This window comes from Crocosphaera sp. XPORK-15E, from assembly GCF_034931425.1.
In the GTDB taxonomy this organism is placed as follows: Bacteria; Cyanobacteriota; Cyanobacteriia; order Cyanobacteriales; family Microcystaceae; genus UHCC-0190.
In genome coordinates this window covers 119,672-141,818 of record NZ_JAYGHQ010000015.1, presented here as the reverse complement: position 1 = coordinate 141,818, position 22,147 = coordinate 119,672, and the positions used below count along the sequence as shown (strand labels likewise).

Sequence of the window (22,147 nt, the reverse complement as noted above, 5' to 3'; positions counted from 1 at the left end):
TTGGACAATTTGTTACCATTCTCAACTGGGTAGCTTGGAAACGTGATGTTTTTGTCGCCAAAGTTGATAAGAATTATACATCACAAATTTGTCCTAATTGTGGTTTTCATACAGGCAAAAAATTATTGTCTGACAGAGAACATAATTGTTCTGGGTGTGGTTACAAAACACATCGAGATGTAGCAGCCGCACAAGTCATTAGAAATCGTGGTGTAGAAGAATATGTTCACACTGCTTGCCCTGCTTGCCCTGAGCCAAGCCGAAGGGAGCTTAGTCGAAGGGAGCATAGTCGAAGTGCGCTAGGGCATAGCGTATTAGAAAATGTCTGTGGAGACGGTCTAGCGGGGGCAGCGATGTCTAGCCAAGAGTCTGTGAAGCAGAAACTCTTAAATGTGAATTTAAGAATCTCCCGTTACAGCGACGATAGGAGCTTAACGGGATGAGTGTCAAGCGTACTATTCCAGAAATTAACGAAAAAATTCGTCAGCAAAAAGCCATTGTTTGGACAGTAGAAGAACTAAAAGCTAAAGTTCAAGATATTGGTGTTTCTCAAGCGTTTCAAGAAGTAGATGTCATCTGTACGGGAACCTTTGAACCCATGGAGTCATCAGGGGCCATGATTAACCTGGGCCATACTGATCCCCCCATCAAAATTCGTCAATGTTGGTTAGATGGGGTTCCCGCTTATGCGGGCTTTGGGGCAGTAGATTTATATATTGGGGCCACGGCCATGGTAGACTATAAGGCCATTGGTGAGATGACCGAAACTGATAACCGTCAGGGAAATGTCAATATAGAACGGGGCGGCGGTCATGTGATTGAAGACTTAATTGCGGGAAAACCTGTCAGTCTCAAAGCTATTGGCCAAGTGACAGACTGCTATCCTAGAGCGTCTTTTGACACAAGCATTACCCGCAAAACTATTAATCAATTTTATTTATATAATCCTCGTAACCTTTATCAAAACTTCATTGTGGGGGTTAATGGTGGTGAGCGTCCCCTTTATACCTATCTTGGCCCCCTACAACCAGATTTAGGCAATGCAGTTTATTCTAATCCAGGGGCGATCGCGCCCTTATTTAATGATCCTGATTTAGATTTAATTGGGATCGGAAGTCGCATTTTTTTGGGGGGGGGAGTGGGTTATATTGCTTGGGAAGGTACTCAACATTTTCCTTTACAAAAACGTCTTGCTAACCGGACTCCTATTGGCCCTGCGGCAACTTTGGCCTTAATTGGAGATGCAAAAGCCATGTCTTCTCAATGGGTGAGGGGTTGTTATTTTCATCATTATGGCCCCTCTTTAATGTTAGGGGTGGGTATTCCTTTTCCGGTTTTAAATCCCAAAGTGATTGAACATTGCGCTATTGGAGATCAAGAAATTGTGGCCCCAGTGGTGGATTTTTCCATTCCTCGTCGGGTGCGGCCTACTTTTGGATTAGTGAGTTATGCTCAATTAAAAACGGGTCGTATGACCATAGAAGGGAAAAGCGTCCGAGTTGCACCTTTAGCTAGTTTAGCTCTTTCTCGAAAGGTGGCCCAAGAACTGAAAACTTGGATAGAAAATGGACAATTTACCCTAACTGAGCCTGTTGCATCTTTACCCAAAGATCGGACATTTATGGCCCAAGATTTATGGGGATCTCAAATGACATTAGATTGAGCAAATTCTTCCTTCTCGTTTATCGGAAAATTGGGTTTAAAACCCCGTCCCTTTAGGACGGCTTTCTAGGGATTTAATATAGTCTCTTAAAACCTCAGCCATTGAAATATTGAGGTATTCAGCATATTCTTTGAGCGTCTCATATTCGCGCTCATTAACATTAAATTGGATTTTCTTAGGTCTTGACATACTCTAGCTAAAACTCTATAATCAGAGTATACATTAAAATTGAGTTAAATCAATGAAACAAAGGTATCGCTATAGAATCTATCCGACAAACCAACAGAAGTGGCATTTAGCCAAACTGTTCGGTTGTTGTCGAGTAGTGTTCAATGATGCCTTAGCTCATTGCCAACAAGAGTATAGAGAGGGAAATAAAAAACCAGATAGTAAGCAGCTTTCTAGTCGTTTAACTGAACTCAAAAAGACAGAAGAAAAGATTTGGTTAGGGGACGTTTCTGCCGTTCCTTTGCAACAAACTTTGAGAGATTTAGAGCAAGCCTATTCTAATTTCTTCAAGTCTTGTAAGGGTGAAAGAAAAGGAAGGAAAGTTAAGCCACCAAGGTTTAAAAAGCGTAAATCTAAACAGTCGGCTAAATTTACTAATAATGGTTTTAAGGTCAATCAACATAATGTTTACCTAGCTAAAATAGGTAAATTAAAGATAGTTTGGAGTAGGGAATTACCATCTGAACCATCATCTGTAACTGTAATTAAAGATAGTGCAGACAGGTATTTTCTCAGTTTTGTCTGTGAAGTTAATCCTGCACCACTGCAACCTAGTAATAACTCAACACCTCGACTACGCTCGGTGTTGAAGCTTCGGCTCCGCTCAGCTTCAATAGGAGTAGACTTAGGAATCATTGATTTTGCTACTTTAAGTAATGGTGAAAAGATTAAATCACCTAAACCATTAAAGTCTAATCTTAAGCGATTAAGAAAGCTTCAAAGAAACCTATCACGCAAAGAAAAGGGGAGTAAAAGACGTGAAGTAGCTAGAAAAAAGGTAGCTAAATTACACGCAAGAATAACTGACATTAGAACTGATTTTCTACACAAACTATCAACTAAGCTAATTCGTGAAAACCAAACAATAGCCTTAGAGGATTTGAATGTCAGTGGAATGGTTAAAAACCGTAAACTTTCTCGTGTAATTTCAGATTTGGGGTGGCGTAGTTTTCGGACTATGCTAATAGCTAAAGGTGAAATGTATGGACGAGACGTTAGGGTAATTAATCGATGGGAACCAACTTCTCAAATCTGTTCTTGTTGTGGAGAAAAAGGAGGTAAAAAAGAACTCTCAGTAAGAGAGTGGACTTGCCTTTTTTGTAATAGTATTCACGATAGAGATATTAACGCTTCAAAAAATATTTTAAGTGTCGCAGAAGGGCATTCTGAGACGAAAAACGGACGTGGAGGAAGACATAAGACTGTCGCTAAGATAGCAGTATCCTGTGAAGCGTCAACCACCCCTAAATATAAGCAATTAAGCTTGTTTTAGGGAATCCCCGCCCTTTAGCGTAGCGGAGGGCGCGGGAGGATGTCAACATTGACCATTAACTTCGGAGCAAATTACCAAAATGTTTAAAAAATGGACGTTTAATGATTTGATGAATCATCTTCTGTTTGTTGGTACAATTTTATTGTTGATTTATTCTTTCGTTTTTATGTAAGCTAAATTAATAATTAATCACGCCGTTTATGAATATTAGAAAAGTTATTTTTGCCGGAATTATGACAGCACTCATTGGTGCTATGTTTGGCTTAGCATTGACAAAAATAGCCCAACGAGAACAACGGAAACCCATTTTCCTGATTGGTGGTGCAGCATTAGGGTTTGTCATTGGTGCGTTTCAAGAATCAATTCAACAACAACGTAAATTAAAAGATGATGAATATGGAGACTCTGATTCAGAATTTTAATTTTGAAGATCCCCCTAAACCCCAGTTCAAGTTAATTCCTTGGACTGGTTTTTTTATAATTTTACAACTCGATAAACCGTACTGCCATTCTGATAGAATGGCTCATAATAAATGTCACTACAACTATAGTAAACAGTATTATTAACCTGAGTTTGGCTACAGCCTTCTGGTAAGTAGGAAACTACCGCACCAGAAGGGGGCGCAACCACGACATAAGAACTGCCACTGGGTTCAAAATAGATGCCATCTGAATAAATGTAAGAGGTAGAACCCACAGAAACTGTGTCGTAATAAGGAGGAGGAGAAGCAACACTAGCACCAATGGCTAAACCCGTTGCCAAACCTGCCCAACCCCAAGCCGCAGGAACATAATAACCCCCCCCATACCAGCCACCTCTATAATAATTATCATCAATAAAATCTTGTCGATTTTGTTGTCTGTTTGTGCTTTGTTCTTGACGAGTATTGGTTCTGTCTGTCTGTTGTTGTTGACGGGTATTAGTTCTGTCTGTCTGTTGTTGCTGACGGGTATCAGTCCTCTCAGTTCGTTCAGTTTGACGTTCCTGCTGAGTTCCCTGACGAGTTTGTTGGTTCTGTTGAATATTACCTTGTCGAGTTTGTTGGTTTCCTTGAATATTACCTTGTCGAGTTTGTTGGTTTCCTTGACGGGTTTGAGAGTTTATAGAACGTTCAGAGGAACGCGACCCATTAAAATTACCACGATTTTGTAAATTGACATTACTATTAACTCTAGAAGATGCACCCCCACCACCGCGATAGCTACCACCTCCCCCACGACTACCACCTCCGCGACGTTGGGCGTAGGTTGCATCTACTGATAGTAAACTGGTCGCTAATAGAATAGCCACAAAAGTAATTAAAGATTGACGGAAAAAACGTTTCATGATTTTATCTCCTTGTTAGTGCTAAAATGCAACTTTTATTTGATTTTAATTTCCCTCATCAGAAGGCAAAAACTCAATCTTAAATGTATCTTTAGATGGGCTAAAAGTGAAAGTATTATCACTGATTTCTGGCTTAAAATTCCAATTAGAAAATATAGCCGTATATTGTGGAAATTCTGGCAAATCTTTGTAAGTAATAATTGCTTTAAGCGGTACAAATGGTTCCTGTTGACTAATCCATAGTTGAATATTTCTAGTCTCTCCAACCAACAAAATATGATAAGTTGGTTCACGATTCACTAAATTAGCTCCCAGATACAAAGATGTTTGAATTTCTGATTTAATAGCATTACAAGGATCACTAACAAATAAGTTAGACATAGGAATAGTAATACCGTATTTTTCTTGAACATTATTCACGGCTTCATCTAGGTTAGAAGGCGCAGGTTTTGTTCCATAAAGATTCAAGTTTGGGTTAAATAATGTGAAGGTTTTTCCATCATAATAAAAGCTGGTATTGCGTTGATCACCAACATAATCTGAACGCAGTTGATTGGGTTTATTTACCCAAACTTGTTGGTAAGCACTGTATTGAACTTTTTCCCCAGATTGCAAAACATTATCATAGGTAATATCTATTTCAACCGTAAAAGTTGATTGCTCTTTAAGAAAATTACAGAATTTGTTTAAAAGTTCATCAGTTGTTTTTATTCCGGTTGTAGGTAAAGTAGGAGATGTTTGAGATTGAGCCACAGTTAAGATGGGATTCAAAAACAAACTGCCACCAGTTATTAATAAACAAAGAATAATTTTAAAATGTTTCATTATCTTAATAAAACCTATCTAGTGCTTCTATTAGTAGATGCTTGAGATGTAAATTGGTAACACAGCCTTCTAGGCTGTCACAAGCAAGACTTGTACTGGGCTTAGTAAGCTATTCTAATCATAATTATACCTTACAACTTAAAAAGATGTTCTATTTATAAAAATTTTTTAAGCAATGATATACAAATTTAGACAAATCAAAAAGGTTGATTTAATCCTTTTAATGTTTGTGACTTTTGTTTTTCAGTCAAGTTTTTTCCTTGAATTAATACTTTAAATCCTCCTAACCCTGTCGGATCAATTAATTGATGTAAAGCATCTCTACGTTTGAAAATTTCTGGTAAAGTATAGTTCCCATTAGATAATTCTGATAAGCGATCGCCTAATCCTAATGTCATTAAAAATAATCCTTGTTCTGTTAATCCTAATGTTTCTAGTCCTAACAATTTTCCCTGTTTTTCTAGAGCCGTAAAATCAACATGAGCCGTAATATCTTGTTGTCCAATATTGATATAAGGATCATGATGATGACGATGTTGATAATAACATTTTAATGTACCTTGATAGCGTTGTGGATGATAATATTTAGGAGCATTATAGCCATAATCAATGGTTAATAAATAGCCTTTCTTAAGTTTATTAGAGACAATTTCCAACAAATCTAATGCTTTAAAATTTATCTCTGTTCGATAATTATCAGGATAAGTATTGTTAGGAAAATCAAGCTCAATTAGTTGAAAATAGTCTAATAATTTAGGGGTTGATAAATCTTGAATTACTTCTTGAAGTTGATTATCTACTAAAGTAACATATACTTCTTTTAAGATTTGATTTTGAATGACTACCTGATGTACAGGAAAAGCATCAATTAATTCATTGCTAAAAATACAGCCAATAATTGAGTCATCAGTAATATCTTCCCAAGATTTCCAAGTCACTTTATCTAAATCTTTAAGTAAGGTTTTTTGTTGCTCAATTAACCCCGGTGCTTCTTCAATAATAAGATAATTAACTTTGTCATAAAAATTCTGATCATGTTTCTGTAAATAAGCAAGAATATCTAGGGCTAAAATTCCTGAACCTGCGCCAACTTCAATTAACGTAAATGTATCTTTTCCATCTAAAATATCAAACATTTCTATAAATTGATTGGCTAGTAATTCCCCAAAATCTGATCCCAAAGAAGCAGCAGTAAAAAAGTCACCTTGAGAACCAATTTTAACCTGGCCAGAACTATAATAACCTTCTTGGGGATGATATAAAACTAAATTCATATAATCCGCAAAAGTAATACAATGATTCGGAGATTGTTTAATTGCTTCAATAATAAACTGCATAGTAATTATCTGATAAATTGAGTAGGGGCTTAACAATGTTAAGCCCGTAGATCATAAGGAAGGCATAATATTATTATGCCCCTACAGTCGTTTTAAATGCCTCTCTAATTTGTTCAATTCTTTGACGGTTTACCCCTAAATCAGATTCCCCTAAACGAGAAGCCGATCGCACTTCAATTGTTCCTTTTTCTGGATTTACATAAAACTCAACATCATCAACAAATCCCATCCAAGGACTCGTAAATTGAGCATAAAGATAATTATCCGTTTCTGAAATAATTTGACTCCCTTTTTCTTGATTAATAATGGTTTTTAGCTTAGCGATCGCATTTACACTATCCCCTTGATAGGATAAAGATTTGATCGAATGTTCAGCATCTTTACTTTGAGAATTAACACAATTAGGAGTCATGGGACAAGGAGCTAATTGTCCATTATTGAACCCTAAATTATCCGGTTTTGTCCCCGCAAAAATGGTAGGAATATCAGGAAAAATAAGTCTAGCACCGATCCAAATAATGACAATTCCGAACAAAATAATTGTGGTTAATAGCCCACGATTCATAGATTTTGATGTATCTTTAGTGACAGACATAGGAAAATAATGACTCAACAGTATCCGATTAGCTTAAATTAACTTAACATTTAAAGGGGGCATTATTCACCCCAGATCTGAATTAAACAAGGAGGTTTAAAATGTTCCTCGACGAATTACAGCCAATTGTCAAAGAATTTGTACAGCAACCCCTAGCTTTTACCGGAGGAATTGTTTCAGGTGCGCTTAAACTCAAACTGTCAGAAGATCCCTTAAAAGGTTGGCTCCAAAAACAAGGACTAACCAACTTTGCCTACACAGACAATACCAAAGATAATGGTTCAGGGCCTCAGACCATTTCTATCGAGTAATACTCAGATCTTGCGCCTGAGACAAAAATCCGATCTTTTGCCTAAATTTTAACTAAAAATCAGGGTTTTACGGTTTTAAAATCGGATTTTTTTAGCTTTTCGGTGTTGGTGCAAGATCTGAGTAATAGGCAGGGCGAATGCCTTAAGGAGTGAGGAGGTGAGGATTTGAGGAGACAATTTTCCCATCACCTCATCATCCTTTCTGCTCACCCACCTGTTACTTTTGGAGAAAGTTAGGGAATATTAAAACTAGATGACTAAACTTCGGTAATCTTGACCGCTTTTGAATCCGATTGGTCAAAGTCCAAAATGTGACATCGGTGAGATTGAATGAGCTACTGTGTAAACCCGTCTTGCGCCCAACCGAAAAACCCCAATAATGTCCAGGTTTGTCAATCCTGTGGCTCTCAACTGCGATTAAACAACCGCTATCAACCCCTAGGCATTCTAGGAAAAGGCGGCTTTGGTGCAACCTTTGGGGCAGCTGATCTCTCCCTGCCAGGGAATCCAATTTGTGTGGTAAAACAATTACGGCCAGCAACCGATGATCCCCAAGTCTATAAAATGGCAAAGGAATTATTTGAGCGAGAGGCCCATACCTTGGGAATTGTGGGAAATCATCCTCAAGTCCCTCGATTATTGGATTTCTTTGAACAGAATCAGGAATTTTACCTGGTTCAAGAATATGTTAAGGGCTACAATCTTCATCAAGAGATCAAGAAAAAAGGCCCCTTCAGCGAAGCCGGAATTAAGCAATTTTTGACGGAACTCTTATCCATTCTGCAATATATTCACTCCCAGAAAGTCATTCATCGCGACATTAAACCTGCTAACCTCATTCGCAATCAAAAAGACCGTAAACTGGTATTAATCGACTTTGGTGCGGTTAAAAACCAAGTTAACTCGATGGTGGCCGGTAATGCCTCGGCACAAACGGCTTTTACTGCCTTTGCGGTAGGGACAGCAGGTTTTGCTCCCCCGGAACAAATGGCCATGCGCCCTGTTTATGCCAGTGATATTTATGCGGTTGGTGTCACCTGTGTTTACTTATTGACAGCGAAAACCCCTAAAGATATTGGTTGTGACCCGGAAACGGGCGAAATTGCCTGGGAACCCTACGTTGATATTAGTGACTCTTTGTCTAAGGTTCTCAAAAAAATGTTAGAGGTATCCGTTAAACATCGCTACAAGTCGGCTCAAGAGGTTTTAGATGCCATGGCCATGGCCCCCTATGAACAGGGGATGCAAGATGGCATGACGACGATGATTACAGGGTTTAATACTTCTTCCCCTGCTCCAACAACAGGGATAATCACTCCCTCGCCAACTACTAACCGTTTTTCTAAATCTACTAACACTAATATCTCTCAAAGCAGTGCGGTTTCTGCTGTGTCTACAGAGTTGGGACGCGCTGTTTCGACTTCTGTAGAGGAGGGGATGAGTCCTGCGGCTAATGTTAGTTATAATATTGCTCAAGGACAAGGGGGTAGTCGTCGTCGCAGCAATGCTTCGACTACCTCAAAGGAAGCATCTTCTGCTAAGAAAGAGAAGAAATGGCAGGAAAAAACCCTATTAGCTGCTTATGAAAAAGGACGACGAGATTTTGCTAATCAAGAATTAAATGAACTGAATTTGGCCAAAGCGTTTTTACCTAGTATTAATTGTTATGAGTCTAAATTGAGTCGTGTTAATTTACAAGGGGCAGAATTATCTCGTGCTGATTTAGGAAGGGCTGATTTAAGTCAGGCGAGTATGAAAAATGCTAATTTGAGTGAGGCTTATCTGGGTTATGCTAACTTAAATGGGGCTGATTTAAGGGGAGCAAATCTCTGTGGGGCAAACTTAAAATATGCTAATTTACAAGGGGCAAATCTCTGTGGCGTTGATTTGAGTTCGGCCCAAATTACTGAGGCTCAAATCTCTCTGGCTAAAACTAATTGGCGAACTGTTATGCCTAGCGGGAAACGGGGATTTTGGTAAGATATTTTTGAGTATTATTGTTCATTTATTGATTTTTAAATGGCTGAAATTATGATTTCTGGTTTATCTATCCAGACAAAATTACTGCTTTTACTTGCTATAAATTAAGGTGAAGAATCAATGATCGATCATGATTTAAAAGGGTTTCTATCAGATGCTAAAAAATAATAAAGTATTTACTGATCCAGGTGAATTAATCAGTTATAATAAAAATCTGGGTTAATCGGGTTAAACCTGATTTGACCATAGCTTAATCTTTTTTGGCTTTTTTTGAGTTATTTTAACAATGTCTTCCAATCAACCTCAACGAGAACCCCAATCTACCTCTAGTTTAGAAGAAATTCGTGCTACCCGTCTTGAAAAAGTTGAACAGTTGAAAGAATTAGGGTTAAACCCTTATGCTTATCAATGGGAATCTACCCATAATGCGGCACAATTACAAGATACATATAAAAGTCTTAAAGATGGGGAAGAAATTGAGGTAGATGTGGCGATCGCGGGTAGAATTATCGCCCGTCGTGTCTTTGGAAAATTGGCTTTCTTTAGTCTACAAGATGAAACGGGAACCATTCAATTATATTTAGATAAAAAAGAAATTCAAGATTACATGAGTGATCTGGAAAATGCCTTTGATCACCTCAAAAAGTTAACCGATACTGGGGACATTATTGGAGTCAAAGGAATCATTAAAAGAACAGAAAAAGGAGAACTTTCTGTTAAGGTAAAAGAATATACTATTTTGACAAAATCTCTGTTACCTTTACCGGATAAATGGCATGGGTTAACAGATACAGAAAAACGTTATCGTCAGCGTTATGTAGACTTAATTGTTAACCCCCAAGTTAGGCAAACTTTTCGCCGTCGGGCTGAGATTACGGCTTCTATTCGTCGCTACTTAGATCAACAGGGATTTATTGAAATAGAAACCCCAGTTTTACAATCAGAAGCAGGGGGAGCAGAGGCGCGACCTTTCATTACTTATCATAACACCTTAGAGATGGATTTATATCTCAGAATTGCCACAGAATTACATCTCAAACGCTTAATTGTAGGTGGGTTTGAAAAAGTATTTGAAATGGGCAGAATCTTTCGTAATGAAGGGGTTTCTACCAAACATAATCCTGAATTTACTTCCATTGAATTATATCAAGCTTATGCAGATTATAATGATATGATGAGGCTAACTGAGGAGATTATTACCACAGCAGCGAAAGAAGTTTTAGGCACATTAAATATTACTTATCAAGAGGAAAAAATTGACTTATCAACCCCTTGGCGACGGGTAACAATGCACGATATTGTTAAAGAGAAAAGTGGCTTAGATTTTGATCAATTTAAGACCTTAGAAGAAGGAAAAAAAGCGATGGAAAAAGCAGGTTTAGCCATTCCTGATAACTGTACTTCCCTTGGTAAATTACTCAATGAAGCCTTTGAACAAACCGTTGAATCTACCCTAATTCAACCTACTTTTATTCTGGATTTTCCTGTAGAAATTTCACCTTTAGCTAAACCCCATCGCAGCAAACAAGGATTAGTAGAACGCTTTGAATTATATGTTGTAGGTCGAGAATTAGCCAATAGTTTTTCAGAATTAACTGACCCCATTGATCAACGACAAAGATTAGAAGAACAAGCTTCCCAAAAAGCAGCCGGAGATTTAGAGGCCCATAGTGTAGATGAAGATTTCCTAACTGCTTTAGAATATGGAATGCCCCCCACCGGAGGCTTAGGAATTGGCATTGATCGCCTAATTATGTTATTAACAGATTCGGCAAGTATTCGGGATGTAATTGCCTTTCCTCTGCTAAAAAGTCAGAGTGCTGCCCTTAAATCTTTTGACTATGATGGCGACAAAAAAATCCTTAAAGTTGAATTTGTTAACGGGAGTATTTACAAATATAATGACGTACCAGAAGCGGTGTATAAAGAGTTAGAAAAAACTCCCTCAAAAGGACAGTATTTTAATGCCGAAATTCGGGACAAATTTGGCTTTGATCGAGAAATTTAGTCCAAGGCTAGTCGGTTAAGATAAAGGTAGGTTGGGTAGAACGATAGTGAAACCCAACACAAAGGTTTTTTTGGGTTTCGTTCCTCAACCCAACCTACGAAAATTGTTTATTCTAGCAATATTAACCATCCCTCCCTAACCCCCACCATGAATTCCGTTGAATTAGCCTTTAAACCTGCTTTAGAATTGGCCCAACTAATCCGCGATCGCACAATTTCCCCCTTAGAATTAACCCAATTGTACCTCGATCGCATCGCCCGCTATGACTCCCAACTCGGTAGTTTTTTCACTGTAGCCGCAGACATGGCCCTAGCTGATGCCAAAACCAAAACCGAACAATTAATTAATACACCTGATCTCAAATTGCTGCCCCCATTTTTTGGGGTTCCCACAGCCATCAAAGATCTCAACGCAGTAGCAGGAATGCCCGTCACCTATGGAGTTCCTGCCCTAAAAAACAACATAGTTGACTATGATGATGGGGTAACAATGCGTTTAAAAGGGGCAGGGTTCATTATTCTGGGCAAAACCGCCACTTCTGAACTGGGATCATTCCCTTACACAGAACCCCCAGGCTTTCCCCCAACCCGTAACCCCTGGAACCCAGACTACACAGCCGGGGGGTCAAGCGGTGGGGCCGCGGCCGCCGTAGCTGCGGGTTTATGCCCCATTGCCCAAGGTTCCGACGGAGGTGGGTCAGTTCGTGGCCCGGCGGTTTGTTGTGGCTTAGTGGGCATAAAACCCGCTAAGGGAAGGATTTCCCATGCCCCAGTAGGAGACTATCAAAGCGGCATTTCCAGTAATGGCCCCTTGGCCCGAACTGTGGCTGATGCTGCGGCCTTATTAGATGTGATGTCTGGTTATATTACAGGTGATCCCTATTGGTTGCCGTCCCCCGAAATTACCTTTTTAATGGCGACAAAACAGGTTTCACCTCCCCTAAAAATTGCTTATGCTTATGATGTTCCCCCGTTTAATAAGGCGGAACCCGTCATTAAAGAGGCAGTTGAACAGGCGGTTAAATTATTAGAAGCGATGGGGCATAATTTAGAAATGGGATGTCCTTCCATTGAAGAATTGATCGACCCGTTTATAAAGGTTTGGCAAGCAGGAGTAGGGGCGGCGGGACTTCCTGATGAAGCCTTGAGTCCTCTTAATTATTGGTTAAAAGAACAGGCCGGAAGTGCAGGGGAATATTTACAGGCAGTCCGTCAAATGCAGCTTATTTCCCGTAAAATTGTTGCATTTTTTGATCATTTTGATCTGTTAGTTTTGCCTGTTTATTTACATCAACCGATCAAAGTTGGAGAATGGGCGAATTTATCCCCCGAAGAAACCTTAGTCAAAATTCAGCATTGGGTAGCCCCTTGTCCCGCCTTTAATGCCAGTGGTTTACCCGCCATTACCTTGCCTATGGGACAAGATGAGAAGGGTTTACCTGTGGGGGTTCAATTAGTGGGAAAACCCGCCGATGAGTTGACTTTAATACGGGTAGCGGCCCAGTTAGAAAAGGTCTGCGATCGCCAGTTTTTGATCCCACCCTTGGTTAATTAACCGTAATTCATGAATTACCCCTACAGACGGCAAAATGTTAACTTAAGTAACAGTGATTAATGATCTTCAATCCTTACTATGGCTGTTTCTTCCCCTACACATTCTGCCAAATCTGTCAACCGTATTCATGAAAGTGATGGCGGCCTGATCTTAAAGTTATTGCCTTATGTGCGTCGTCATCCCCGTTTATTATTGCTCTCCCTGGTGTTATTAGTACCCCTAACGGTTGCGGGTGCAATACAACCCTTAATTATTGGACAGGCGATTTCTGTCTTACGTCAAGAGTCTACTTGGGGATTTTTAGAACAGATTTCTGTGGCCAAAGGACTACAATTTTTGAGCCTTCTTTTACTAATAACCATTGTTATTCGTTTGATTTGTACTTCTTTTCAAGGGTATATTGTTCAACAATTAGGGCAAAATATTACGGCAGAAATTCGAGAAAATTTGTTTACCTATGTGATGTCTTTGGGAACCAGTTTTTTTAATCGGACTCCTGTGGGACGTTTAGTGACTCGTTTAACCAGTGATGTTGAAGCATTGGGGGATGTTTTTGCTAGTGGGGCCATTGGGGTTATTAGTGATGCAATTTATATTTTAGTAATTATTCTAACAATGTTTACCCTAGAGGTGAAATTGGCGTTAATGTTGTTATTAATGATAATTCCCATTGCAGGATTAATTGTATATTTTCAAGGGCAATATCGGAAAGCAAATTATAAATCAAGGGAGAAATTATCAGATCTTAATTCCATGCTGCAAGAAAATATTGTAGGCATTAATGTGGTGCAATTATTTCGACGGGAACGGTTTAATAGTGAATTGTTTCGGGTGATTAATCAAGATTATCGCCAAGCAACGGATAAAACTATTTTTTATGATTCTGCTGTTTCTGCTACTTTAGAATGGATTAGTTTAATAGCGATCGCTTGTGTAATTTGGTTAGGGGGAATTTTTATTACTAATAATACTATTTCTTTTGGAACCCTTTCTGCTTTTATTTTATATGCTCAACGTTTGTTTAATCCATTGCGTCAATTTGCGGATAAATTTACCATGTTTCAAGCTGGTTTTACTGCAATTGAAAGGATTACAGAATTAATGCAAGAACCCATTGAAATCAAAGAATCAGAGCAAGATATTCAATTTTTATTGAGTCGCAAAGATCAAGAAAAAGTTGGAGAAATTTGTTTTGATAATGTTTGGTTTGGTTATAAACCAGATGAGTTTGTTCTCAAAGGATTAAACTTTACTATTTCACCAGGGGAAAAGGTTGCTTTAGTGGGGCCAACAGGGGCAGGAAAAAGTTCAATTATTCGTCTTTTATCCCGCCTTCATGAACCAAGTCAGGGCAGAATTTTGATTGATGGAGTTGATATTCGGGAGATTTCTAAAAATGATTTACGTCAATATGTGGGACTTATTTTACAAGAAAGTTTTTTGTTTGCTGGCGATGTTCAGCGCAATATTACATTAGGAGAAGATTATTCCTTAGAAGAAGTAAAAGAAGCAGCAAGATTAACAAATGTTGATCGTTTTATTGAAGAACTTCCCCAAGGATATAATACCCAATTACGGGAAAGAGGAACCAATTTATCAGGGGGACAAAAACAATTATTAGCCTTTGCACGGGTAGCAATTCGTCATCCTCATGTCTTAATTTTAGATGAGGCAACAGCTAATTTAGATGTCAAAACAGAAGCCTTAATTCAAGAAGCTTTAAACCATTTATTAATTAATAGAACAGCCATTATTATCGCTCACAGACTTTCAACTATTCGGGATGTTGATCGAATTTTCGTACTAAAAAAAGGAGAGATTATTGAGTCAGGAAGTCACGAAGAATTATTAGATAAAAATGGATTATATCGCAGTTTATATCAATTACAAATGATGGGATATGGAGAATAAGTTAAAAGTTGAAAATAAAAGACAAAAAAAATCCTTGATGTAAGGGCAATTCATGAATTGCCCCTACTCCCTATTGAATAAACTCGCAAACTGTCGTAATATTACACTGAAAAAGTATAATAAGATTAGCGTTTATCAATAATTGATAATTAAGATGGTGTTATCTAGAAGAAATTTTCTAAACTTAGCAGGAATAAGCATAATCACAGGAGTCGCTGCTGTTTCTCTCAAAAATTATTATACTCGTGTGGCCAATGGACAAACAACCAAAACGGAAAAATTTGGTCAGCTAATTCCCGATCCTAATGGTATCTTAGATCTGCCCAAAGGATGGCAATATCAAGTGATTTCTCAAGTAGGAAAACCTATGAGTGATGGTACTTCTGTCCCGACAAGTTTTGATGGGATGGCAGCATTTCCAGGAGAAAATGGACAAATAATTTTAATTCGGAATCATGAATTAAGTCCCCATGAATTTCCTGGAGTTATGGCATCAAAACAACATAAATATGATCATTTTTCTCAAGGGGGAACCACAACTTTAATTGTTAATAAGAATCGAACTTTAGCCAAAGAATTTGTCTCTTTAGCAGGAACAAACCGCAATTGTGCAGGGGGTACTACTCCTTGGAATTCTTGGATTAGTTGTGAAGAAGAAATCTCAACACCCCAATTAAATTCTCAAGAAAATCCCGACAATGTTTCCGTTAAACATGGCTACAATTTTGAAGTTTCTTCTCAAGGAAAAATAGCAAAACCAATTCCCTTAATTGCTATGGGAAGATTTCGTCATGAGGCCATTGCAGTTGATCCCAGAACAGGTTATATTTATCAAACAGAAGATCAAAATGATAGTTGTTTCTATCGTTTTCGTCCCCAGGAACCAGGAAATCTAAAAACAGGAGGCATTTTAGAAGCATTAGTAATTACAGAAATGCCCCGCATTGATACCAGCAAAAATTATCCTTTAAATCAACCGAAATCGGTCAAATGGGTACAGATTGAAAATGTTGATCCTGATGACGATACTCTACGTTATGAAGCTCAAAAAAAAGGAGCAGCAATTTTTAAAAGAGGGGAAGGTATTTGTTTGGCAAAGGGTGAGTTTTATTTCACTTGTACCAGTGGGGGAATGGCAGAAAAAGGACAAATTTTTCGTTATAATCCGGCTAAGGAAACTATCTCTTTATTTGTGGAATCTCCTGGGGCAGAAATTTTAGATTATCCCGATAATTTAATCTTAGCTCCTTTTGGAGATTTAGTAGTTTGTGAAGATGGGGCAGGAGAACAGTTTTTAATTGGAGTAACACCCCAAGGAAAATGTTATCGTTTAGCCCGTAATGCCTATAATAATAGTGAGTTTGCTGGAGTGTGTTTTTCCCCTGATGGTCAAACCATGTTTGTTAATATTTATTCTCCAGGATTAACCTTAGCAATTTGGGCAGATTGGCAAAAAATTCCTGGCGCATAATAGATGAATTGTGCTAAGATATAAGCAATCAAAAATAAGTATTATATTGATTAATTAATGTTGCCCCAACACCCACCACTCGGCAAGCTGGCTAAAAACATTTGTTAAGAAACGATAACAAACCTTTAGTCTGAGTGTATCTAGGGGTTTATTATTGACACAAAAGCAAGACTAGACAGAATGAGCAACGAAATTTATTTTAATCATCCTACTTTCGGACTCCTCTATCGTGTGTGTGTACTTGATGATAACCAAGAGTTGTTTACGACACTGTATGCTCAACGGTTATTTTTTATCGTCACAACAACACCACAAAATACATCCTTAGAACCGATTAGCCGCTCTGATGGTAGGCTATTAGTGGAAAAACGGTTGCGTAATCTGCGCCGTCTAGGGACACCCCAAGATTATAAAGATTTCTATGATATGTATAAGCAGAGTTTCCCTTAAGTTTTATGACGATTTCCCAAAACCTTGACTATATTCGCCATCAAATTCCGGCTTCAGTTCGTCTTGTTGCTGTTAGCAAACAAATGCCTGTTGAGGCAATTAAAGAAGCTTATGATGCTGGTATTCGGGATTTTGCTGAGAGTCGTCTTCAAGAAGGGTTAGACAAACAAGCACAGTTACAGGAATACAATGATATTTGTTGGCATTTTATTGGTCATTTGCAGACGAATAAGGCTAAAAAAGTGTTAGAACATTTTCATTGGATTCATTCTGTTGATAGTCTTAAGTTAGCTCAACATCTTGATGAATTGGCAGCAGAATCTTCTATTTCTCCTCGCGTTTGTTTACAAGTTAAAATTTTACCTGACCCGAATAAATATGGGTGGCAAGTGACAGAACTTTGGGAAGATTTACCAAAGTTAGAAGCTTTTCAATACCTTAAAATTGAAGGGTTGATGACAATTTTACCCTTGGGTTTATCGGAAAAAGAATGTTTAGAAACTTTTAGCAAAACAAGAGAACTAGCGAAAGCAATTACACAAAAATCTTCGTTAAAATTAGAACAGTTATCGATGGGAATGTCTAATGATTATTTACTTGCAGTGCAACAAGGAGCGACAATGATACGGTTAGGACGGATTATTTTTGGGGATAGAAAATAGAAGCTATTATTTAACTAAAATAATTCTATAATCTGACAGCTAAAATCGGGTAATAGGGGACTGATTAATTGATCTGAACTATACAAGGTCATCACTTTTTTTAAAATTCCCTGATCACGACGATAAACTTCTATTAATTGTTGTTGACGATCTGCGATCCAATATTCAGAAACTCCTTGAATAGAATACAATTTTAACTTAGTTTGGCGATCTCTTTTGATATCCTTTTCAGAAGTTGATAAAACTTCTATAATTAATTCTGGGGCTGCCGTAAGATGACCGGAACTATCCGTAAATTTAATCAGTTTTTCGTTACTAATCCAAATAATATCAGGAATCACTGCATCAGTTTCAGAAAAAATAATTCCTGGGGTAATAAAGGCTTTGCCTAACCCTTTTTTTCTTGACCAAGTTCTTAATTCTGCATAAATATTACCAGCAATATCTTGATGATCTAAATGGGGGGCGCGAGTCACGAATAATTCTCCATCAATGATTTCATAACGGTTGCTATTTTCCGGTAATCCTTCTAAATCAGCAATTGTCCAGTTAACTGTATTGGCCACTGTAACAGTCATAAACTACTCACTATTATTGAGATTATTCTTCTATTTTATACGTTTTTGTAGCTGTTGGCAATTCGGTTACATTTTATAAAAATAGTGTCTTATTACTTGCCTATTGTCTTAATTAATTGATTCAAAGTTTGAAGGGGATGGTTTGGTGTCCATTCTGAAAATCTTTGCACTTGAGAACGACAGGAATATCCTGTGGCTAAATAATAGGGTCTATCTTCAATATTTAAGGGTAAATGTTGTTGCCAACTACTTTTATATATTGCTTGAGAATTCTCGTAATGTTCAACTTCATGACCATACATTCCCGCCATTCCACAACAACCAACAGACACTAAATTTAGGTTAATTCCCATATTTTTAAAGATGGTTTGCCATTGTTTTTGTGAGTTAAAAGCGAGGGATTTTTCATGGCAATGTCCTAATAAATAATAAGGATTTGATGTATTGATTTTGGGTAAGGGTTTATCCTGGTTTATGATGAATTCTTGAATTAGTTGAACTTGGTTAAGAATATTTTTTGTTTCGGCAATTTTTTCCGCTTCATCTCGATAGGTTATTGTCATACTTGGTTCGATTCCAATAATCGGAATATTCAACTCAGTTAAATATTTTAGGTTTTCAATATTTTGATTGACAATTGACTCAAATTGTGCTATAAATCCTTTCAAATGTAACGGTTTTCCATTCATAAAAAAGGGAACTATATAAACATTGTAGCCTAGTTTCTGTAAAAATTCATAAGTATCAATAACTAAGTCTGATTCATAAAAACTTGTCAAGGCATCTTGAATTAAAATAACCGTATTTTTTTGCTCATCTATTGATAAGTTTTGAAGGGTTTGTAAACTAAATTGAGGGGCTTTTTTTGGGAACAATTCTTGTCTGACGGTTTTCACACTAATTAAAGGAGGATTAACCATACCTAAACTTTGCTTTATTAACCACAATATTAACGGATTTTGCAGCAAATAATTGACCAAGTTAGGAGCAAAAGATTGATAATAAGCTAAAGTTTCTATATTGGCCATTAAATAGTCTCTTAAGGGACGTAAATAACGACTATGATAACGATTTAAGAATTGAGACTTTAAGGAAGGAATATCAACATGAATAGGGCATTCACTAACACAAGCTTTACAAGCAAGACACCCTTCCATTGCGTCATAAACATCATGAGAATAATCTTCTATTCCTCGCCATTTTTCGATAGTATGCCAAACTTTTTTAGGAAGTAGAAACCTTTCATTAAACGTCTCTACAGGTTCGGATTTTGAAAGTAATCTTAACCATTCTCTTAATAACATTGCCCTTCCTTTTGGGGAATGAATACGTTCACGGGTTTGTTTAGCAGAAGGACAAATAATTTCATCAGGATTAAAGTTAAAACAAGCCCCATTTCCATTACAATTAAAAGCAGCTTCATAGTCGGTTCTTAACTGATGAGATACTTGACGATCAAACTGTCCCCTTAAGGTTGATTCTATTTTAACAATTTCATCTGAACTTTCATAAGGAGTGACAATTTTTCCTGGGTTTAATTTATTCTTAGGATCAAATACTGATTTGATTTTTCGTAAGTCTTGATAAAGTTCTTCTCCAAAGAATAAAGCTGTATATTCACTACGGAAACCTTTACCATGTTCCCCCCACATTACACCCCCATATTTACGGACTAAATTGACAACTTTATCGGATATTTCTCTAATTAATTTTTCATCATCAGGAGACTTCATATCTAAAGCGGGACGTACATGAAGACACCCTACATCTACATGACCAAACATAGCATAATTAAGATTATAACTGTTCAATAATGCTTTAAATTCACGGGTATAATTTGCTAAACTTGAAGGGGGAACGGCGGTATCTTCAATAAAAGGAATGGGTTTGCGATCGCCTGGCATACTTCCTAATAAAGCTGCTCCTTTTTTTCGTAACATCCATAATTGTTTTATTTCGATTGATTTATCTGTTAAATAATAGCTAATAATGCCTGGTTTATTTAATTGTTTAATTGATTGACAATTTTGCTTATTTATGTTTTCTTGATTTTCTCCAATAAATTCTACTAAGTTAATTGCTTTTGCTTCTCCGATGAAGTCTTTAACTTCTTGAAAGATACTATCTTTTTTAGCTAATTCTAAAATGGTTTCGTCAATAGTTTCTATAGCAGATGGATTAAATTGTAACAAGCGATCGGCATCAGCAAGCGCATCATCAAAACTTTGATAATGAATCACTAATAATTGAGTTGCTTTCGGGATTTTTGTTAACTTTAATTTTGCTTCTGTAATCACAGATAATGTACCTTCTGAACCTGATAAAATGCGATTTATATCAAAATAGTTTCTCTGCTCATCATAAACCTTAGCTAAGTTATAGCCTGTCATAAATCTGGTTAATTTAGGGAATATTTCAGTAATTAAATTAGCTTTTTCAGTGACAATTTTATCGACTTGTTTATAAATATTGCCTAACCTTCCTGACTGTTGTTTTAACGCTTCTAAATTTTGGGAGTTAACTTGAGAAGAAGTCCCAAAAGTACCATCAGATAACACCCAAGTTAAAGCTAAAATATGATCGCTTGTTCTACCATAAATACGTGAACCTTTACCTGCTGCATCTGTATTAATCATTCCCCCAATGGTAGCACGATTACTAGGAGCCAGAGAAGGAGCAAAAAACAGTCCATGAGGAGCTAAAATTTGATTTAATTGGTCTAATATTATGCCTGGTTGAACCCTTACCCATTCTTCTTCTAAATTAATTTCTAAAACCTGATTCATGTATTTAGAACAGTCTATAATAATACTAGGAGAAAGTGACTGTCCATTCGTGCCTGTACCTCCTCCTCTGGGAGAGAAAGTAATAGAATCAAATTGAGATTCATTAGCTAATTTAAAAATCTCTATCACATCTTGCATACTACGAGGAAATATAACAGCTTGGGGTAAAATTTGATAAATACTGTTATCAGTTGAAGCAATTAAACGGTTAGCAAAATCACCCTTAATATCTCCAGAAAATAGAGTATCTTGTAAACTGCTTAAAAAATCAGCAATGGTTTGATTAATGGTTATTTGAGGTGAAAGTTTAGAAATCATATTCAGTAGCACAAGCTTCTAGCTTATTATAGATGAGTAGATGAGTAGGGTGGGTTAGGTGGTGATATCCTATGCAGCTAATTTGTTAATTAATTGTCCACCATAACCCACCATTAAGAAAATTTGCACCTACCTTAATATTTACTTTATAAATACCCGATATGTCACAAGTAAAATTCCTATGTTACAATTTATTTGTTCACAATTGTTATGTAAACCCTACAAAATGAATGCCAGCTAAAGATCTATATCATGATAGTGTGAGAATGGCTTTAGAAAAAGAATAAACAAATTGCAGTAGAAATTAAAAGCTTTATTAACCCTTCATTAGTTAAAGACTTAGAAAACGCATTAGGACAATATATTCTCTACGCATCTCTCATTCAAAAACAACAACCATTACGCACTCTCTATTTAGCCGTTCGTGAAGAAATTTATGTCGATTTTTTTACAGAAGAAATTGTCCAGATAGTCTTAGAATTTCAGCATATAAAATTATTAATTTTTGATGCACAAAAAGAGGAAATAGTCAAATGGATCAATTAGAAACTTATCGAAAATTACTATACAAAAACTTAAGGAAATATGCCCAACTGACTGAAAATAATCAGCAGATTAACAGTATGGTAATTGTCAGTCAAGATCGTAATCATTTTTTGCTGATTAATGAAGGATGGGAAGGTAAAAAACATATTCATGCTTGTCTATTTCATGGAGAAATTAGAGGAGAAAAAATCTGGATTTATTTCGATGGATTTGAAGAAAGTGTAACAGAACAACTCATTGCTTTAGGTATTCCTAAAGGAAATATAGTTCTTGCTTTTCATCCTCCTTATGTTCGTCAAAAAACTGAATTTGCTGTACAATAAA

At 37.0% G+C, this 22,147-nt stretch carries 21 protein-coding genes; 14 read left to right on the top strand and 7 right to left on the bottom strand.

Features of this window, described 5'->3' with window-relative positions:
• Both VB691_RS17480 and VB691_RS17475 read left to right on the top strand, forming a co-directional pair.
• Nucleotides 1-443 (top strand): transposase (locus VB691_RS17480; RefSeq protein WP_323292792.1); only part of this gene is annotated, 443 nt, incomplete at its 5' end.
• Nucleotides 440-1,663 carry a homocysteine biosynthesis protein gene (locus tag VB691_RS17475; protein WP_323292791.1) on the top strand — a complete coding sequence of 408 codons (1,224 nt, stop codon included), beginning with the start codon at nucleotides 440-442 and terminating at the stop codon, nucleotides 1,661-1,663. The genes VB691_RS17480 and VB691_RS17475, both read left to right, overlap by 4 nt.
• Before the next feature lie 36 nt (nucleotides 1,664-1,699).
• Here VB691_RS17475 and VB691_RS17470 read toward each other — a convergent pair whose 3' ends face one another.
• Complete coding sequence (locus VB691_RS17470; RefSeq protein ID WP_323292790.1) at nucleotides 1,700-1,852, bottom strand: hypothetical protein; 153 nt, start codon at nucleotides 1,850-1,852, stop codon at nucleotides 1,700-1,702.
• A gap of 52 nt (nucleotides 1,853-1,904) precedes the next feature.
• Here VB691_RS17470 and VB691_RS17465 point away from each other — a divergent pair, with 52 nt between their 5' ends.
• Nucleotides 1,905-3,164, top strand: a complete 1,260-nt coding sequence (locus tag VB691_RS17465) for an RNA-guided endonuclease TnpB family protein (protein WP_323292789.1) — start codon at nucleotides 1,905-1,907, stop codon at nucleotides 3,162-3,164.
• Between the two features lie 200 nt (nucleotides 3,165-3,364).
• Nucleotides 3,365-3,586 carry a hypothetical protein gene (locus VB691_RS17460; protein ID WP_323292788.1) on the top strand — a complete coding sequence of 74 codons (222 nt, stop codon included), beginning with the start codon at nucleotides 3,365-3,367 and terminating at the stop codon, nucleotides 3,584-3,586.
• 53 nt (nucleotides 3,587-3,639) lie between these two features.
• Here the strand turns inward: VB691_RS17460 and VB691_RS17455 are convergent, their stop codons facing one another.
• The 4 genes from VB691_RS17455 to VB691_RS17440 form a co-directional block, all read right to left on the bottom strand.
• Nucleotides 3,640-4,491, bottom strand: a complete 852-nt coding sequence (locus VB691_RS17455; RefSeq protein ID WP_323292787.1) for a DUF6515 family protein — start codon at nucleotides 4,489-4,491, stop codon at nucleotides 3,640-3,642.
• A 45-nt stretch (nucleotides 4,492-4,536) separates the two neighbouring features.
• Nucleotides 4,537-5,316: a DUF2092 domain-containing protein gene (locus tag VB691_RS17450; RefSeq protein ID WP_323292786.1), complete on the bottom strand. Its 780-nt coding sequence runs from the start codon at nucleotides 5,314-5,316 to the stop codon at nucleotides 4,537-4,539.
• 197 nt (nucleotides 5,317-5,513) lie between these two features.
• A complete protein-coding gene (locus tag VB691_RS17445; RefSeq protein ID WP_323292785.1) occupies nucleotides 5,514-6,653 on the bottom strand; it encodes a class I SAM-dependent methyltransferase in 1,140 nt (379 codons plus the stop codon).
• Between the two features lie 73 nt (nucleotides 6,654-6,726).
• The gene (locus tag VB691_RS17440) at nucleotides 6,727-7,248 is read right to left on the bottom strand and encodes a DUF1499 domain-containing protein (RefSeq protein ID WP_323292784.1); all 522 of its coding nucleotides are present in this window, start codon (nucleotides 7,246-7,248) and stop codon (nucleotides 6,727-6,729) included.
• Nucleotides 7,249-7,349: 101 nt separating this feature from the next.
• Between VB691_RS17440 and VB691_RS17435 the strand changes: the two genes are divergently transcribed.
• From VB691_RS17435 to VB691_RS17400, 8 genes are all read left to right on the top strand, one after another.
• Nucleotides 7,350-7,559: a hypothetical protein gene (locus tag VB691_RS17435; protein ID WP_323292783.1), complete on the top strand. Its 210-nt coding sequence runs from the start codon at nucleotides 7,350-7,352 to the stop codon at nucleotides 7,557-7,559.
• 330 nt (nucleotides 7,560-7,889) lie between these two features.
• Complete coding sequence (locus VB691_RS17430; RefSeq protein ID WP_323292782.1) at nucleotides 7,890-9,539, top strand: serine/threonine-protein kinase; 1,650 nt, start codon at nucleotides 7,890-7,892, stop codon at nucleotides 9,537-9,539.
• Between the two features lie 286 nt (nucleotides 9,540-9,825).
• Nucleotides 9,826-11,547, top strand: coding sequence for a lysine--tRNA ligase (gene lysS / locus VB691_RS17425; RefSeq protein ID WP_323292781.1), 1,722 nt, complete (start codon nucleotides 9,826-9,828; stop codon nucleotides 11,545-11,547).
• Nucleotides 11,548-11,694: 147 nt separating this feature from the next.
• A complete protein-coding gene (locus VB691_RS17420; RefSeq protein WP_323292780.1) occupies nucleotides 11,695-13,101 on the top strand; it encodes an amidase in 1,407 nt (468 codons plus the stop codon).
• Nucleotides 13,102-13,179: 78 nt separating this feature from the next.
• Nucleotides 13,180-15,012, top strand: a complete 1,833-nt coding sequence (locus VB691_RS17415; RefSeq protein ID WP_323292779.1) for an ABC transporter ATP-binding protein — start codon at nucleotides 13,180-13,182, stop codon at nucleotides 15,010-15,012.
• Between the two features lie 154 nt (nucleotides 15,013-15,166).
• The gene (locus VB691_RS17410; protein WP_323292778.1) at nucleotides 15,167-16,483 is read left to right on the top strand and encodes an alkaline phosphatase PhoX; all 1,317 of its coding nucleotides are present in this window, start codon (nucleotides 15,167-15,169) and stop codon (nucleotides 16,481-16,483) included.
• 180 nt (nucleotides 16,484-16,663) lie between these two features.
• Entirely contained in the window at nucleotides 16,664-16,933 is a 270-nt protein-coding gene (pipX, locus tag VB691_RS17405) for a transcriptional coactivator PipX (RefSeq protein WP_323292777.1), read from the top strand.
• Between the two features lie 5 nt (nucleotides 16,934-16,938).
• Nucleotides 16,939-17,595: a YggS family pyridoxal phosphate-dependent enzyme gene (locus VB691_RS17400; protein WP_323292776.1), complete on the top strand. Its 657-nt coding sequence runs from the start codon at nucleotides 16,939-16,941 to the stop codon at nucleotides 17,593-17,595.
• Nucleotides 17,596-17,609: 14 nt separating this feature from the next.
• Here VB691_RS17400 and VB691_RS17395 read toward each other — a convergent pair whose 3' ends face one another.
• Both VB691_RS17395 and VB691_RS17390 read right to left on the bottom strand, forming a co-directional pair.
• Nucleotides 17,610-18,173 carry a Uma2 family endonuclease gene (locus VB691_RS17395; RefSeq protein ID WP_323292775.1) on the bottom strand — a complete coding sequence of 188 codons (564 nt, stop codon included), beginning with the start codon at nucleotides 18,171-18,173 and terminating at the stop codon, nucleotides 17,610-17,612.
• 92 nt (nucleotides 18,174-18,265) lie between these two features.
• The gene (locus VB691_RS17390; RefSeq protein ID WP_323292774.1) at nucleotides 18,266-21,277 is read right to left on the bottom strand and encodes an FAD-binding and (Fe-S)-binding domain-containing protein; all 3,012 of its coding nucleotides are present in this window, start codon (nucleotides 21,275-21,277) and stop codon (nucleotides 18,266-18,268) included.
• A 291-nt stretch (nucleotides 21,278-21,568) separates the two neighbouring features.
• Here VB691_RS17390 and VB691_RS17385 point away from each other — a divergent pair, with 291 nt between their 5' ends.
• Nucleotides 21,569-21,823: an element excision factor XisH family protein gene (locus VB691_RS17385; protein ID WP_323292800.1), complete on the top strand. Its 255-nt coding sequence runs from the start codon at nucleotides 21,569-21,571 to the stop codon at nucleotides 21,821-21,823.
• A complete protein-coding gene (locus tag VB691_RS17380) occupies nucleotides 21,811-22,146 on the top strand; it encodes a XisI protein (protein WP_323292773.1) in 336 nt (111 codons plus the stop codon). Before VB691_RS17385 ends, VB691_RS17380 begins: the two co-directional genes overlap by 13 nt.
• Nucleotide 22,147 lies beyond the last annotated feature (1 nt).

Excerpts from the sequence above, each read along its gene's own strand:
- VB691_RS17400 (WP_323292776.1), top strand. The coding sequence starts at position 16,939 with ATGACGATTTCCCAAAACCTTGACTATATTCGCCATCAAATTCCGGCT.
- VB691_RS17410 (WP_323292778.1), top strand. The coding sequence starts at position 15,167 with ATGGTGTTATCTAGAAGAAATTTTCTAAACTTAGCAGGAATAAGCATA.
- VB691_RS17390 (WP_323292774.1), bottom strand. The coding sequence starts at position 21,277 with ATGATTTCTAAACTTTCACCTCAAATAACCATTAATCAAACCATTGCT.
- VB691_RS17415 (WP_323292779.1), top strand. The coding sequence starts at position 13,180 with ATGGCTGTTTCTTCCCCTACACATTCTGCCAAATCTGTCAACCGTATT.
- VB691_RS17435 (WP_323292783.1), top strand. The coding sequence starts at position 7,350 with ATGTTCCTCGACGAATTACAGCCAATTGTCAAAGAATTTGTACAGCAA.
- VB691_RS17475 (WP_323292791.1), top strand. The coding sequence starts at position 440 with ATGAGTGTCAAGCGTACTATTCCAGAAATTAACGAAAAAATTCGTCAG.
- VB691_RS17460 (WP_323292788.1), top strand. The coding sequence starts at position 3,365 with ATGAATATTAGAAAAGTTATTTTTGCCGGAATTATGACAGCACTCATT.
- VB691_RS17470 (WP_323292790.1), bottom strand. The coding sequence starts at position 1,852 with ATGTCAAGACCTAAGAAAATCCAATTTAATGTTAATGAGCGCGAATAT.
- VB691_RS17395 (WP_323292775.1), bottom strand. The coding sequence starts at position 18,173 with ATGACTGTTACAGTGGCCAATACAGTTAACTGGACAATTGCTGATTTA.
- pipX (WP_323292777.1), top strand. The coding sequence starts at position 16,664 with ATGAGCAACGAAATTTATTTTAATCATCCTACTTTCGGACTCCTCTAT.
- VB691_RS17445 (WP_323292785.1), bottom strand. The coding sequence starts at position 6,653 with ATGCAGTTTATTATTGAAGCAATTAAACAATCTCCGAATCATTGTATT.
- VB691_RS17380 (WP_323292773.1), top strand. The coding sequence starts at position 21,811 with ATGGATCAATTAGAAACTTATCGAAAATTACTATACAAAAACTTAAGG.
- VB691_RS17430 (WP_323292782.1), top strand. The coding sequence starts at position 7,890 with ATGAGCTACTGTGTAAACCCGTCTTGCGCCCAACCGAAAAACCCCAAT.
- VB691_RS17440 (WP_323292784.1), bottom strand. The coding sequence starts at position 7,248 with ATGTCTGTCACTAAAGATACATCAAAATCTATGAATCGTGGGCTATTA.
- VB691_RS17450 (WP_323292786.1), bottom strand. The coding sequence starts at position 5,316 with ATGAAACATTTTAAAATTATTCTTTGTTTATTAATAACTGGTGGCAGT.
- VB691_RS17455 (WP_323292787.1), bottom strand. The coding sequence starts at position 4,491 with ATGAAACGTTTTTTCCGTCAATCTTTAATTACTTTTGTGGCTATTCTA.
- VB691_RS17465 (WP_323292789.1), top strand. The coding sequence starts at position 1,905 with ATGAAACAAAGGTATCGCTATAGAATCTATCCGACAAACCAACAGAAG.
- VB691_RS17420 (WP_323292780.1), top strand. The coding sequence starts at position 11,695 with ATGAATTCCGTTGAATTAGCCTTTAAACCTGCTTTAGAATTGGCCCAA.
- lysS (WP_323292781.1), top strand. The coding sequence starts at position 9,826 with ATGTCTTCCAATCAACCTCAACGAGAACCCCAATCTACCTCTAGTTTA.